The organism is Chryseobacterium sp. 2VB (genome assembly GCF_005503635.1).
GTDB classification, from domain to species: Bacteria; Bacteroidota; Bacteroidia; order Flavobacteriales; family Weeksellaceae; genus Chryseobacterium; species Chryseobacterium cupriresistens.
Map to the genome: position 1 here is coordinate 76191 of NZ_SCNC01000013.1, position 13959 is coordinate 90149.

The following is a 13959-nucleotide window of genomic DNA, read 5'->3' on the forward strand; positions in this document are numbered from 1 at the left end:
TAATATGGACGGCTCAGGTGTCTTCATATTTATTACATTTGCAGGGAATAAAAAGTTTTTATGAAAAAAATAGCCATACTTTCCTCAATCTTTATAGGAGTCCTTGCATGGGCACAGGGAATTAAATTTGAAGAAGGCAATTTTGCCTCCATTCTTGCCAAAGCAAAAAAAGAAAAAAAACTGGTCTTCATTGATGCATATGCTTCATGGTGCGGACCTTGTAAACTGATGGTTAAAAATATTTTCCCGCTTCAGTCTGTAGGCGATTACTATAATTCCCACTTTATCAATGCGAAAATTGATATGGAAAAAGGAGAAGGAATTGAGCTGGCCAAAAAATATAATGTAAAAGCATTTCCTACTTACCTGTTTATCGACGGAAACGGTGAAGCTGTGCACAGAACTTTAGGATATGTGGAAGAAAAAGACTTTATCCAGTTTGCGAAAGACGCTGAAGATCCCAATAAAAGACTAACCTCTTTGAAGCAGCAGTTTGAAAAGGGAGAAAAAAATCCTGAGTTTTTAAAGAATCTTGCCGGACTTACCATGTATAATGACGCCGAGTTTGCCGGAAAAGTTCTTAACCGTTACTTTCAGCAGAAAACAATTTTAGATCAGGAAGATATCCAAATGCTTCTTTCAGGAGTACAGACTACAGACAGTCCTTTATACAAAATTTTCCAGGATAAAAAAGCTGATATCGTTAAGTTCTTCCCGGAAGATAAATATGAAAAGTTTGAGAAAAATATCAAGCTGAATACTATTTCTAAAAAAGCTTATAATCCGGATACTAAAAAATGGGATGACAGCTATTTTATGGCCGAAGCACAGAAATTTCTAAGCAAAGAAGAGGCTGACAAGATCTTAAAAAGAATGAAAGCTAACAGAGCTTTAAAGAATAAAGATATTCCTGAGTATGAAAAGCTGATCCTTGATATCTACAAAGATTATTCTGCAGCAGGTTCTGAAGAACTGAACTCTCTTGCATGGAACTTCTTTGAGAATGTGAGCAATAAAGCTTCTCTGGAAAAAGCCATTGCATGGGCACAGGAATCTGTAAAGAAAGACCAGAACTTTGCCAATACAGATACTTTAGCCAATCTTTACAATAAGGTAGGTGATAAGAAAAATGCAAAAATATGGGCTGAAAAGTCTATTGAACTGGCCAAAAGTACAGGACAGGATTCTACAGACACGGAAAAATTACTGAAAAGTCTTTAATTGATTAAGGTCTATCATAAAAAACGCAGAACAGAGTTCTGCGTTTTTTTATGATGTATAAAACCACCCCGTCAAAAATCCTTTGAATTTCCGCCCCCTTCCAAAATATAGAAATTGAGCACTTGAGTTGTGGTATAATTGAAAATAAAGCTTCTCTTAGTATTCAAACAGAACACTGCCCCAGGTAAATCCGCTTCCGAAAGCAGAAAGAAGGACAAGGTCGCCTCTTTTTATTTTTCCCTGCTCAATTGCTTCGCTTAAAGCAATCGGAATAGAAGCTGCTGTTGTGTTTCCGTATCTCTGGATGTTGTTGAAGACTTTCTCATCCGGTAATCCGAATTTTTCCTGTACAAACTGGGCAATTCTCAGATTCGCCTGGTGCGGAATAAACATATCAAGATCTTCAACCGTCTTTCCGGCTTTGTTCAAAGCTTCCATCATGGTTTCGGGGAATCTTGTTACCGCATGCTTGAATACGAAGTTTCCGTTCATGATCGGATATACTTCTTTGTTCGTTACATTTTCAGGATCTTTTCTCATTCTGTCGCTCCATCCGAATTTTGAACCCGGGAACTGGGTACAAAGATCGTCAGCATATTTTCCTTCAGAATGCATATTCATCGCTAAAATATCTCCTGCATTTTCATCTTCTGATGCAGAAAGAACAATGGCTCCTGCCCCGTCTCCAAAAATAACAGACACACCTCTTCCCTCATCAGAAAAGTCCAATCCGAAAGAATGAACTTCTGCTCCTACCACAAGAATATTTTTATAAGTACCGGATTTGATGAATGCATTAGCCACACTCATAGAATATACAAATCCTGAACATTGATTTCTTACATCCAATGCTCCGATCGTATCACATCCCAGCATGTCCTGAAGCAGGACACCACATCCCGGAAAATAATAATCCGGTGAAAGCGTTGCAAAAACAATGTAATCAATATCTTTTGAGGTAAGACCAGCATTGAGGATGGCTTTTTCTGCAGCTTTAAAACCTAGATAAGCGCTGGTTTCCTGAGAGTCATATCTGTTTTTTCTGTGTCTTCTTTCCTTGATACCTGTTCTTTCCGTAATCCATTCGTCATTGGTAGTCATTAGTTTTGCTAAATCATCATTGGTAACAACGTTATCTGGAACATAAAATCCCACCCCTTTTATGGTACTTTTAATCATATAGTTTTTTAATTTTGGCAAAGATAAAACTTATTTAACACATAGTTTTTCAAAATATTAGTATTTTTACTTTATGCCAATTGATACGATATACAGAACCTCCCAGTGCGAATGGGTAGATGTAGAGGCTCCTACTTTAGAAGACCTGAAATTTCTTCATGAAAGATATGAAATCAACAACCTTCTTCTGGAAGATACGATGGACCCTAATCACCTTCCGAAATATGAAGAAGACGGGAATGTAAAATTCTTTTTACTCCGTGAAAGTACAGAGCTGGAAAGAAAGAATTTGAATACCATCAGTGATATCAGTACCAAGATTGGGATTTTTCTGGTTGAAAATACCATTATTACCATCCACAGGATGAAAACCAGAAGTATCACAGAGACCAAGAAAAAAGTCTCCCTGATTCAGGAAGATGTTACTCCTCAGCAAATCACCCTGATGATTGCTATCCTGATTATGAAAAGTTTTGATGATGAATCTTTAAGTCTGTTCGAAACGATGGACAATATAGAGAATGAAATTTTTCTTAAAAACACGAATCATACGAGCCAGATCCGCCGTCTCTACAAACTGAAACGAAAATCGGGCTTGAATTCCCGCGTGCTGGTAATCTCTACGGATGCTATTGATAAATTTAAACTACTGAATTTACAGGACTCAGAAATTGTCGATTTAAAAGATAAGCATAAGGATGTCGTTGCCGATTTTGATCATTTAAACATTCAGATTACCAACCTTATTTCCATGTTCCTGGCACTTTCGGACCAAAAAGCCAACCAGGTGATGAAGGTGTTGGCCATTTATTCTGTTTACTTTTTACCGATCACTTTCATTGCCGGGGTATATGGGATGAATTTCGATAATATGCCTGAGCTTCATCATAAGTATGGATATTTTGTAACATTGGGAGCGATGGCTACGGTTGTGATCAGTACATTTATTTATGTAAGGCGAAAACAGTGGTGATTCATTTTTATATCAATACAAAGGCACAAAGATTTTGATCATCTAATTGATGATCTTTGTCTTTTACCGGCACATCCTCAAAACAAAATACCATGACTACCGAAAACCTCAACAAAATTCTGGAAGATCCCTCTCTTTCACAGGCATCCAAAGATAAATTGCTTGCCTTACACGGGAATATAGCTGCCAAAGAATTCTCTGATCTTCTGGATCAGTCCGGTAATCAGTATATAGAGTTTGTACAGGAAGGTGGCGGTGTATGGGGAAGCGCATTGGTAGGCTATCTTTATGGTCTGGAAATATTCGGGATCCGTTTTCTGAAAGTAGCAGGAACGAGTGCCGGAGCTATTAACACCATGCTTATCGCAGCCTGCAAAACCAAAGAAGAGCCTAAAAGTGAGCTGATTAAGGATATTCTTTTCAGCTGGAATTTTGCAGATTTTATGGATGGGAAAACGTATGTAAAGACGACCCTTCATGCAATGCTGAACAACAAAGATTTTTTTAAGATCAATGCCATCATTGCGGTCATTCTTTTCATTATTCTGCTGAGCATTCCTTTTCTGGCTCCTCCCACAACCATACTGAACGCCAAACTAATGTTCCTGATTCCATTGATTCCGGCTGTCATTCTCTTTTTCTGTATTAAAAAGCTTTATAATAATTTCAGAAAGGAAAACAGCGGACTGAATCCCGGAAATGTTTTTCAGAATACCATGCAGAATGCGCTGGCCCAATTTGGAATACAAACAGTTGCCGATCTCAATAAAAAATTCATTCAGAAAGAAAAAGGCCTCAATCTCAGCTACCGTTATGGGAACGGGCAGGAATATTATCAGATAGCTTTGCAAAGCATCGAAAAGATTAGAATAAAAAATCAGGAACACATTGACCAGACCCGATACAGAATTTTCTATGAAAGTGCCGTCAATAATGATTATTATAAAAACAATCCGTTTTATCTTCTTACCTCAGAATATGTGGTTATTACCACTGATATCAATGCTAAAATTAAGGTAGAACTTCCTACGATGGCCAATCTCTACTGGTCCGAAGAGGAACTGAAACACATCAGTCCGGCTGAATTTGCAAGAGCCTCTATGGCGGTACCCTTTTTCTTTGAACCTTTCCAGAAACAAATTAACACAAACGATGATTCTGTAAAATATGCCTGGAGGTATTGGATGAATACCCAACCTGAAAATATAAACCCAGCAGGAGTTTTCATTGATGGCGGCAGTATCTCCAACTTCCCTATTGACCTTTTTCACGCTGATGAAGTTTTTTATCCGAGAATGCCTCTTTTTGGGGTACAGCTAACCAGTGATTCTGCCATTCTTTCTGAAAAGGGAAAAACCAGTGAAGAAATCCTTACAACACCGTTCAGCTACGCAGGAAATATCATCAGCACTCTGAAAGGGTTTAACGATAAGACATTCCTTACCAAACATACTTTTTATAAGCTATACAGTATACAAACCGTTAACTGCGGCACCAGCAGTTGGCTGAACTTCTTTATGAAAAGAGAAGAAAAGGAAGAACTCTTCAACAGAGGTTTTCAGGCTGCCCTTGATTTTCTCAACACATTTGATTGGGAAAAGTACAAATATGAAAGAATGATGCTTACGATGAAGGAGAAAAAAATACTCAAAGAAGAGGATACTCCTACGGTGGGGTAAAGATTTTAGCTTTTTAAATTTAATCAACATTATAAATAAAATACAATGATGAAATACATCTGCCAATGCTGCGGAGAAGAGAAAGAAGACTGGCCTGCGATAGCCTATAATGCTCCTTATTTCTATTACTGCTTATCGGAAAAGGAGTTAAAAAATACTGAACTTACCTCAGATTTATGTGTTGTTGAAGATCCTGAAGATACCCATAGATTTATCCGTACTGTTCTGGTACAGGAAGTCACAGATGACTGTAGAGATCTGGATTATGGAATCTGGGTTTCACTGAGTGAAAAGAGCTTCAATGAATATGTTGAAAACTATAATAACAAGGAATTTGAAGCTGAATATTTCGGATGGCTTTCCACCTATCTTCCTGATTATGAGTTTGAGGAAAGTATTCCTACAACTGTAGTAGTAAATAATTCTATCGGGCGTCCTTTTGTTTATCCTCACCAAAGCTATGAGCATCCGTTTGTATACGACTTTTATAATGGCATTACAAAAGAAGAAGCAAAGAAAAGAATAAACAGGGTTTTAAATAAAGAATAAATGAACTGGATTATCAGAAGTACAAAAAAGGTAAAATTCCATACCAATCTTCATGAGGTTTTGAAACCTATATGGAATGATCTTACCATTTATAAATGGATTTTGACGGATTTAGATTTTATATCTGATCAGACTCTTCCCATTAATTTTGATGAAGATTATTTTGTGTTGGATCATCCGGAATTTGGACAGCTCTATCAAAGCAATACTCAGATCATTTGGGGGATCATTTCAGCCGTTCCAAATACTATTGAACCCGATACTTCAGCCTTTTCTATCTTATCTGTTGAAGATACAAGTGTTTGGGAACCTGATCATTTTTTAATTCAGGAAAGCATTTTAGAAATTATTGCTTTTGACAGTGGATATACCCTTGTGAAATTTAAAGATATAAATCTTTCAGATACATTTAAAAAATATTTCCAGGAGCAGGCAATAGATCTGCAGAAGTTCAACAAGAAATATAGAACTGGAGCATGAAAAAATTGATCTCAGAAAAGTTTCACATTATTATTTTGATAGCCACTGTAATTTTTATCATATTTTGTTTAATTAGTGCCCATTTAGGAATAAACAATATACTCAAAAGCCCAAAATACACCATTGGAGAAGCTATATCAGACTGGCATCACAAAAATAATAATGGTGTAGGAATAGATTACAAATATGATGTTAATGGTATTATCTATTCTAAAACAGCCAATTTTTCTTATAAGAAAGGAGATAAATTTCTGATCATTTTTGATTCTATAAAACCCGATAATTCAGCGATACTTGACATCTATTCTATTGAAAACTACCTTATAGATGTAAAAGTTCCTTCAAAAGGCTGGAAATATCAGGATGTTCCCTTTAATATTGACAGTAATACCATAAAAAAATATGTACAGGACTGGAATGTGGAGCCTTTTGAATACATACAAAAGTAAGCTGAACCTGTTTTAATTCAAGTTCAACTTTACTTTCATTCAGTTATAAATTGTCCAGAAACTCCAGATACATCGGAACACTTCTGTTGATCCATTCATCGGAAGAATCTCTTTCAATTCCATAATACACGAATGGTTCTTTATAATCGGCTTTTATATAATCGAAAGTCAGTTCATAAGGTCGGAAAAGTTCATTCATCGTGTATTTATATTCCCCTGTTTCAGAATATCCATCTTCATCTATTCCTGCGGTAACAGCCAGTGTCATTTTCTTTCCGGCCAGTTTGAAACCGCTGTTGCTTCCATACGCCCAGCCGTATAAAACCACTTCATCCAGCCATTGTTTTAAAAGCGGCGGGCTGCTGAACCAGTAAAAAGGAAACTGAAATACAATCTTGTCATACGATTCCATCAGCTTCTGCTCTTCTGCCACATTGATTTTTCCATCAGGATAAGCTTCGTACAGTTGATGAACCACATATTTTTCAGGATATTTTTTTAACTCGTCGATCCATTTTTTATTGATCACTGATTTTTCAATATCAGGATGCGTCACAATCACTAATGTTTTCATTATGTCTAAATTTCTATCACAAAATTACAACACGTTACTTACATTTCGTACATTAGCAACCTATTGTATGGTACTATAAAAAATGTAAGTAATGACTAAAATAAAGGAAACCTCAACCAATTTTGCCAATAAAAAAGCACTTGCTGATGAATGTCCGGAAATCTATGCTTCCAATATTATCGGAGGGCAGTGGGCATTAGCCATATGCTGTTATCTGATCAATGGAAAAATGAGATTTGGAGAACTTAGAAAAAAGCTTCAGAACATTACCGAGCGTATGCTCACCCTTCAGCTTCGCAGGCTGGAAGAGGATAAAATCATTACCAGAACAGTCTATGCAGAAGTTCCTCCAAGGGTAGAATATGAGCTTACAGAAATCGGTTATAAGCTGAAGCCCATCATTCTTGAGTTTGAAAAATGGGGTAACGAACATAAACAGATTATGGAAAAGAAATAAAAAGGTTGGGTTAAAAGGTTTTGCAAAGATCTTACACTCAACGGAGACAGGCACATAAAAATGATCTGATCAATTCAATAGAAATGGGCTTGAGCCAGAACTTGAAATCCTAGCAACCAGCTGACATATAAAATGGACTTTCTTTTTCTATTCTTAATTTTCGGAAGCTGGATTCCTACGGAATGACACAGTGTATACATAATATCAAACAGTTCTATAGGTCATTCCGTAGGAATCCAGGCTTATTAATTGAAAGAATAATCGTGTACTACTTTCCCTCAGTCTCTTTCCACAAAGGCTTTTGAGCCAATACTTTCGAGTGTACAGGACAGGTTTCATGATGGGCTCCTTTCAGATATCCGGTACTCATAAGAAATTCGTTGACAATTTCTCCACCTGTAAATTTGAATGTTTTTTTGAATAATTTCATCCATTCCTGCAATGTCATAGGATGATGGTGCTCCAGCCATTTTTCAAAGGAACCAAATTCTTTTTGTAATTCAATGATTGTTTTCGCATTTTCAATGGCAGCATTGACCTTTAATTTATTTCTGATAATTCCAGGGTCACTCAACAGCCTTTCACGGTCTTCTTCTGTATAAGCTGCTATTTTCTGAATATCAAATTGGTCATAAGCTTTTCTGAAACTGTCTTCTTTTTTCAGAACCGTTTCCCAGCTTAGTCCTGCCTGATTAATTTCCAGAATCAGTCTTCCGAACAATTCATTATCATCGTGAATGGGAAACCCATAATAGTTGTCATGATAATTTTTGTGCAGTTCTTTTCTGCTTTCAGGCTGCATTCCTTCTATTGCTAAACAGTAACTCATTTCAGTATATTTTCTATTTTGTAAAACTTTCAGACTGTAAAGATAAAGCGGGATTGTGACAACTGTCCGTCAGTAGTGTTTTTTATTTTTAAATTTTAATAGCACAAATTTTTTTTTAAGAGAATCCATTATTAATTAAAAGTCTGCTGATACATATTGAAATAAAGCGTAGTTTTGTAATTATGCCCAGTTCAGGACTTCATATGAAAACTTATAAAGGTGTCATTACGATGCTTATATTGGTGTTTTCGTTGTCTCCGTGCTCAGTCAAAAGAAATGTCCTTGATATTTTTGACATTCAGTACATCAGCGGGCTTAATAAGGTAAAAACAACCTCCTCGCTCTCTTTCAGCTGTGATACAGCTTTTGCTTCTTCAGAAACTGCAGTTTCAAAAACCAAAATTCAAAACCATTACCATAAGTTTTTATCTGGTTTTAATTCAGCTGCAGCCAATCTTTTTGAAGAAAAATCTTTTCTCAATAACTATTCCAGACATTCTGCCGGGAACAGCCCTCCGAAATATATTCTGTTTAAAAGACTTAGACTTCATCTGGTTTAAACTTTTTTTAGTCAGATTATAAAAAACAGTTTTTTACAATACAATATTAATTTCAATGAAACATACCTTAAACAGCCAGTCTTCAGACATGGCCGGATTATATACTTTATCCCTCCGTATGGTTATCGGATGGACCTACTTTTCAGCGTTCTGGCGCCGTCTCATCCTTGAAAACAAACTTATTCCCGACGAAAAAGGATATATCGGGGAAAAATTCAACCATTTTTTACCCAATGCACTTGGAATAAAACCTGTTATTGAATATCTGGTGACTCATCCTGATGCTTTACAACGCTCCATGATGATTTTTACGATTATTGAGGCAATTGTCGGATTATTCATCATCCTCGGTTTATTTACCCGGCTGATGAGTATTGGCATTTTCAGCCTTGCTCTCGGGATTTTATTAGGTTCCGGCTGGCTGGGAACAACCTGCCTTGATGAGTGGCAGATTGGTGTACTGGGCGTAGCCGGTGGATTTGTTATGTTTCTCACAGGAAGTGGTCATTATTCTCTGGATCATTATTTTATGAAAAACAACAAAAAATTCACTCAAAAAAAATGGTTTCAATGGCTTGGCTCAGGAAATTTTCCTGTGTCAGATCCAAAGAGTTTTGTATTGGCGGGCTCACTCATCATATTGGGGTTAACTCTTTTTACCAATCAGTACTTTCATGGAGGTGTGTGGGGAACACTTCACAATAAATCGGTAAGACCCAAGCTGGAAATTTCAAAAATCTCTCATCAGCACTCAAAGTTAACGTTCGAAGTTTACAGGACGGAAGGTGCTGATGTGTATGGTTCTTTTCTGATAGGCATTCATATCCTCGACAAAAACGGAAAGATTTTAAAGGAACTGGATCATAAAGAACTTGCCGGAATTCCTAAAGAGGATATTCAGAATCATCATGTTGCCAAAGTGAAACCAGGAAAACACAGTCTGGTAATTCCCTTAGGAGCAAAAGCTGATGTGACACTGAATATTGATGATATTTTTCAAAAAAATGATATCCACAGTCTGAAACTGATTGATGTGAGTGGTATTGAATGGATAGAAAAGATTGATTAGCGATGCGGGGTGCGAGACACGGGTTTCATGTTTAGGCTGAAACCTATCCTTGATTTAGTATACAGAAAGCGGACTAAGGTCCGCTCTTATTGAATTTCCAGGTACTATTTATGTTGGAAGCTATTTCTCAGAAACTATGACATGATAGGTGCACTTGCTGTCCGGATCAAGTCTGAGTACTTTTATATCCAATAAAACATCCAGCCCCATGGTGTCGCAAACGCCCTGTATAAAAGGTTTTATGACTGGCCAATTCAACAGACCTGCAATTTGCAGGCTATTTGTGATTTTGTGGTAACGGTCTACTCCTTTAATAAGCAATTCGCATTTGTAGTCATTTAATTCTTTAAATTCAAAATTGTATTCGGGACTGGATGTAAAAACTGCTCCTATCAATATTTTTGCAACGGCCGGAATTCCAGGCTGCAGATTGGGTTTTGTTTCAAGATTCCTCAGTGTCATTCTTGATCCCAGATCATACATAAAAGTACTGGAAATCTGTTCAATAGCTTCAGGTCCGTAAAGTTTCCCGATCTGTTTGAGCATACCTCCGTAAAAAGCCCCTGTAATATCAGAGAGGCGCTGGGTAAGCTCTGTGAAAGTTCCGGGAAAGAAATCTGCAATAATCTGAGCCTGATTCATTTCAGGGAGATAGATATCATTTTTTCTGAAATCTGATAATGCCGCGTAAGTTTCCGGCAGTTGAATTTGATTCATATATAATAAGTTATTAGTGACTTGAAATCATGATTTAGCTAAATAAAAACGGAATACAATACTTCACACCGTTTTCGGATATTGGGAAATTGCCTTTAAGAAATATAAAAGCAAAGTGAAAGACAGCCAGATCTTTCAGTTCAATAACCGGAAATCAGATAAAGTGTGATACAGCATTCCGGCGAATCCTTTTTGAATGGATTATTAAAAGGTGAGGGAATCTATTCATATTTTTTTCATTTGGTAATGTAAAGCTAGAAAAAATAAATAAACTCTCCAATAAGTGATATTATTTTTTATTTAACAGAATGAAAACAGAAAGTATTGTTTATTATCATGTTAAGGCAGATACAATAAAAAAAGACCTTCGAAATTCAGAAGGTCTTTTTTAAAATCTAGTGCATGGCTTCACTCAAATCTATTTTTTCTTTGCTCTTTCTTTCTTTTACCAGTAAGATAAACGGAATACATATCAGGAATACGATTCCGAGGTAAAGAAATACATCCATATAAGATAAAACAGTGGCCTGTTTTGTTACGGATAAGTCGAGCATTTTATATGCGGCATTCATTGCTGCATCAGGAGTCATCCCTTTCGCTATGAAATTGGCCTTCAATGCTGCCAGTCTTTGCTGAACATCAAAACTGTTTTCGTCCAGGTGGGAAATTAAGTTATTTCTGTACTTCTGTCCTGCATTGGCAATAAAGGTCGTGATCGCCGCAATCCCAAAAGATCCTCCCAGCTGTCTCATCATCCCTGTAAAGGCTGCTCCCTGACCAATCTCCTGCCCTTTTAGTGTACTTAATGACAAAGAGGTAATAGGAATAAATAATAATCCCAGACCTGCTCCTCTTACAATCAGCATCCAGAAGAAGGCATCTTTACTGGTATCCGGTGTCAGAATTTTGTATCCCCAGAAACTGTAAACGAAGAAGATAAAGAGCCCTAATGAAACCAGGATCTGCTGTTTTGCTCCTTTTGCCAGTAGTCTCCCGATGATAGGCATCATAAAGGCTGTCGTTAATGCGGCCGGAATCATCAACGCACCTGACTGAAGGGCTGTCCATCCCAAAATACTCTGGGTATACAAAGGAACAATGAATGTAGAACCATACAATCCGAATCCAAGAACGAATGACATCATAGTCCCGATCCTCAGGTTGCTGTTTTTAAGCACTCTGAGCTCAACAATCGGGTACTTGAAGGTAAGTTCCCGCCAAAGGAAGAGTATAAATCCTAAAATTGCTGCTACAGTAAAGGCCACGATCATTCCACTTTCAAACCAGTCTTCTTCATGTCCTCTTTCCAGAATAAACTGTAATGAGCCTACTGTAACTGCCAGCAGAGCAATTCCAAGCCAGTCAACATCTGAAGCTTTACGTTTTTCTGCATATTTCGGGCTTCTTACAAACTGAAGCGTCATCAGCGTTGCCGCAATTCCAATCGGAATATTAATATAGAAAATATAGGGCCAGCTGAAGTTATCAACAATATATCCTCCAAGAGGCGGCCCTAGTGTAGGACCGATAATTACCCCAAGGCCGTAAATAGCCTGAGCCATACTTCTTTTTTCAATCGGATACGATTCCGTAATAATCGTTTGTGATGTTACCAGTAAGGCTCCACCCCCGATTCCCTGCATCAATCTGAAGAACACGAGTTCCCAGATATTGGTCGCATTTCCACATAAGAATGAAAATACGGTGAATATAATGATGGATGCCGCAAAGTAATTTCTACGCCCAAACTGCTGTGAAAGCCAGCTCGTCATCGGAACTATGATAACGTTCCCGATGGCATACGCTGTAATCACCCACCCTACTTCTGAAAGCGTAGCTCCAAGATTCCCCTTCATTTCATTCAAGGCAACATTGACAATCGTGGAGTCTACAATTTCAAGAAGGGCACAAAGGATGGCTGTAATCGTAATGATTACTCTCCGCGCTCCATATTCTACTAATGAATCTTGCATAAGTTTTTTTCGATGTGAAAAATCAATGGTGAATTTTGCTTCGCAGGTGAATAGTGAATTGTAAAGCCTGCCGTTTAATTGACAGCAAAGCTGATTCACTATTGACAACGAAGTTCATTGACTTTTAACAATTTTAAATGTTATTTCAAAGCAACTTCTGCCTTCACGTTCATTCCTGTTCTTAATCTTTTGGCAATATTCTTGTCAAGATTTACAAAATCAATTTTTACAGGAAGTCTCTGAACTACTTTTACGAAGTTACCACTCGCATTATCCGGAGGAAGAATAGAGAAAGTAGCTCCTGTAGCGGGAGAGAATGAGCTTACCACTCCTTCAAATTCCTGATCAGGAAAAGCATCAATCTCAATTTTTACTTTCTGGCCTTCTACCATTTTGTCTACCTGTGTTTCTTTAAAGTTGGCCACCACCCATTTCTGGTCGTTTTTAACCAAAGCAAACAACTGAGCTCCTGCCTGCAGATACTGACCTGCCTGTGTAGGTACTTTTCCAACGTATCCGTCTTCAGGGGCAAGGATTACCGTATATGACAAATTCAGTTTTGCATTTTCTACATCTACTTCTCTTTGTTTAGCAACAGAACCTGCCACGCTGATTTGTTGTGAGCTGGCAGCCGTCTGAGAAGAAGCGATGTGAGTTTGCTGAGCAATTTGGTTTCTCTGATCCACTAAAACCTGCAACTGTCTGTCTGCAGATTGTTTTGCTGCCAAAGCCTGCTCATACTGCTGTTCCGTAATAGAGTGGTCTTTTACAAGATTAGCATATCTCTTCAGATCCTGAGAAGTTTTCCATACATTTACTTTTGCAGCTTCAATCTGAGCATTAGCCGTTACTACTGCTGCTTCTGAAGAACCTATATTTTTTGAAGTTGCTGTTGTAGTAGCTTCTGCATTTGAAATATTGCTTCTGGCTGTAGATAAAGCTGCCTGAGCCTGTTCCAGAGCCATTTTCTGATCCCTGTTATCCAAAATCACCAAGGTATCTCCTTTCTTCACAAACTGGTTGTCTTTTACTTTTACCTGAGCTACATATCCGGAGATTTTAGAAATTACCGGTGCCATATTGGAAGCAATCTGAGCATCATCAGTCTCTTCGTGATACTGTCCGTAAGTAAAGGCTCTGTAACCGTAAATCCCTCCTCCGATTACTACTGCCGCTAAAATGATAGGAAAAACTAAACTTTTTTTCTTTTTAGGTTCAGCTGCCTGTGTATTATTATTTTCCATTTTGGT

At 37.5% G+C, this 13959-nt stretch carries 15 protein-coding genes; 9 read left to right on the forward strand and 6 right to left on the reverse strand.

Features of this window, described 5'->3' with window-relative positions; translation table 11 throughout:
• The first annotated feature begins 60 nt into the window (after window positions 1-60).
• The gene (locus FFS26_RS13545; RefSeq protein ID WP_110011432.1) at window positions 61-1221 is read left to right on the forward strand and encodes a thioredoxin family protein; all 1161 of its coding nucleotides are present in this window, start codon (window positions 61-63) and stop codon (window positions 1219-1221) included.
• Between the two features lie 156 nt (window positions 1222-1377).
• On the opposite strand, the gene FFS26_RS13550 is transcribed toward FFS26_RS13545, so the two are convergent.
• On the reverse strand, window positions 1378-2400 hold the full coding sequence (locus FFS26_RS13550; protein ID WP_110011433.1) for a 3-oxoacyl-ACP synthase III family protein: 1023 nt from the start codon (window positions 2398-2400) through the stop codon (window positions 1378-1380).
• 73 nt (window positions 2401-2473) lie between these two features.
• On the opposite strand from FFS26_RS13550, the gene FFS26_RS13555 reads away from it, so the two are divergent.
• The 5 genes from FFS26_RS13555 to FFS26_RS13575 all read left to right on the forward strand — a co-directional run bounded on the left by FFS26_RS13555 (window position 2474) and on the right by FFS26_RS13575 (window position 6530).
• Entirely contained in the window at window positions 2474-3373 is a 900-nt protein-coding gene (locus tag FFS26_RS13555; RefSeq protein WP_137905263.1) for a CorA family divalent cation transporter, read from the forward strand.
• Window positions 3374-3465: 92 nt separating this feature from the next.
• Complete coding sequence (locus FFS26_RS13560; RefSeq protein ID WP_137905264.1) at window positions 3466-5052, forward strand: patatin-like phospholipase family protein; 1587 nt, start codon at window positions 3466-3468, stop codon at window positions 5050-5052.
• A gap of 45 nt (window positions 5053-5097) precedes the next feature.
• Entirely contained in the window at window positions 5098-5601 is a 504-nt protein-coding gene (locus FFS26_RS13565) for a DUF2199 domain-containing protein (protein ID WP_137905265.1), read from the forward strand.
• Window positions 5602-6081 (forward strand): hypothetical protein, encoded by a 480-nt coding sequence (locus FFS26_RS13570; protein ID WP_137905266.1) that lies wholly within the window; start codon window positions 5602-5604, stop codon window positions 6079-6081.
• The gene (locus FFS26_RS13575) at window positions 6078-6530 is read left to right on the forward strand and encodes a hypothetical protein (protein WP_137905267.1); all 453 of its coding nucleotides are present in this window, start codon (window positions 6078-6080) and stop codon (window positions 6528-6530) included. The genes FFS26_RS13570 and FFS26_RS13575 overlap by 4 nt, the downstream gene beginning before the upstream one ends.
• 43 nt (window positions 6531-6573) lie before the next feature.
• Here FFS26_RS13575 and FFS26_RS13580 read toward each other — a convergent pair whose 3' ends face one another.
• On the reverse strand, window positions 6574-7104 hold the full coding sequence (locus FFS26_RS13580; RefSeq protein ID WP_110011436.1) for an NAD(P)H-dependent oxidoreductase: 531 nt from the start codon (window positions 7102-7104) through the stop codon (window positions 6574-6576).
• Between the two features lie 91 nt (window positions 7105-7195).
• On the opposite strand from FFS26_RS13580, the gene FFS26_RS13585 reads away from it, so the two are divergent.
• Window positions 7196-7561: a winged helix-turn-helix transcriptional regulator gene (locus FFS26_RS13585; protein ID WP_110011437.1), complete on the forward strand. Its 366-nt coding sequence runs from the start codon at window positions 7196-7198 to the stop codon at window positions 7559-7561.
• Between the two features lie 268 nt (window positions 7562-7829).
• Here FFS26_RS13585 and FFS26_RS13590 read toward each other — a convergent pair whose 3' ends face one another.
• A complete protein-coding gene (locus FFS26_RS13590) occupies window positions 7830-8390 on the reverse strand; it encodes a DNA-3-methyladenine glycosylase I (protein ID WP_110011438.1) in 561 nt (186 codons plus the stop codon).
• A gap of 182 nt (window positions 8391-8572) precedes the next feature.
• On the opposite strand from FFS26_RS13590, the gene FFS26_RS13595 reads away from it, so the two are divergent.
• Both FFS26_RS13595 and FFS26_RS13600 read left to right on the forward strand, forming a co-directional pair.
• The gene (locus FFS26_RS13595) at window positions 8573-8950 is read left to right on the forward strand and encodes a hypothetical protein (RefSeq protein WP_137905268.1); all 378 of its coding nucleotides are present in this window, start codon (window positions 8573-8575) and stop codon (window positions 8948-8950) included.
• Between the two features lie 55 nt (window positions 8951-9005).
• The gene (locus FFS26_RS13600) at window positions 9006-10019 is read left to right on the forward strand and encodes a TQO small subunit DoxD (RefSeq protein WP_137905269.1); all 1014 of its coding nucleotides are present in this window, start codon (window positions 9006-9008) and stop codon (window positions 10017-10019) included.
• Between the two features lie 120 nt (window positions 10020-10139).
• Here FFS26_RS13600 and FFS26_RS13605 read toward each other — a convergent pair whose 3' ends face one another.
• The 3 genes from FFS26_RS13605 to FFS26_RS13615 form a co-directional block, all read right to left on the reverse strand.
• On the reverse strand, window positions 10140-10736 hold the full coding sequence (locus tag FFS26_RS13605; RefSeq protein WP_137905270.1) for a hypothetical protein: 597 nt from the start codon (window positions 10734-10736) through the stop codon (window positions 10140-10142).
• 395 nt (window positions 10737-11131) lie between these two features.
• Window positions 11132-12709 (reverse strand): DHA2 family efflux MFS transporter permease subunit, encoded by a 1578-nt coding sequence (locus FFS26_RS13610; protein WP_062674556.1) that lies wholly within the window; start codon window positions 12707-12709, stop codon window positions 11132-11134.
• A gap of 140 nt (window positions 12710-12849) precedes the next feature.
• Window positions 12850-13953, reverse strand: coding sequence for an HlyD family secretion protein (locus FFS26_RS13615; RefSeq protein ID WP_110011442.1), 1104 nt, complete (start codon window positions 13951-13953; stop codon window positions 12850-12852).
• Between the last annotated feature and the right edge of the window lie 6 nt (window positions 13954-13959).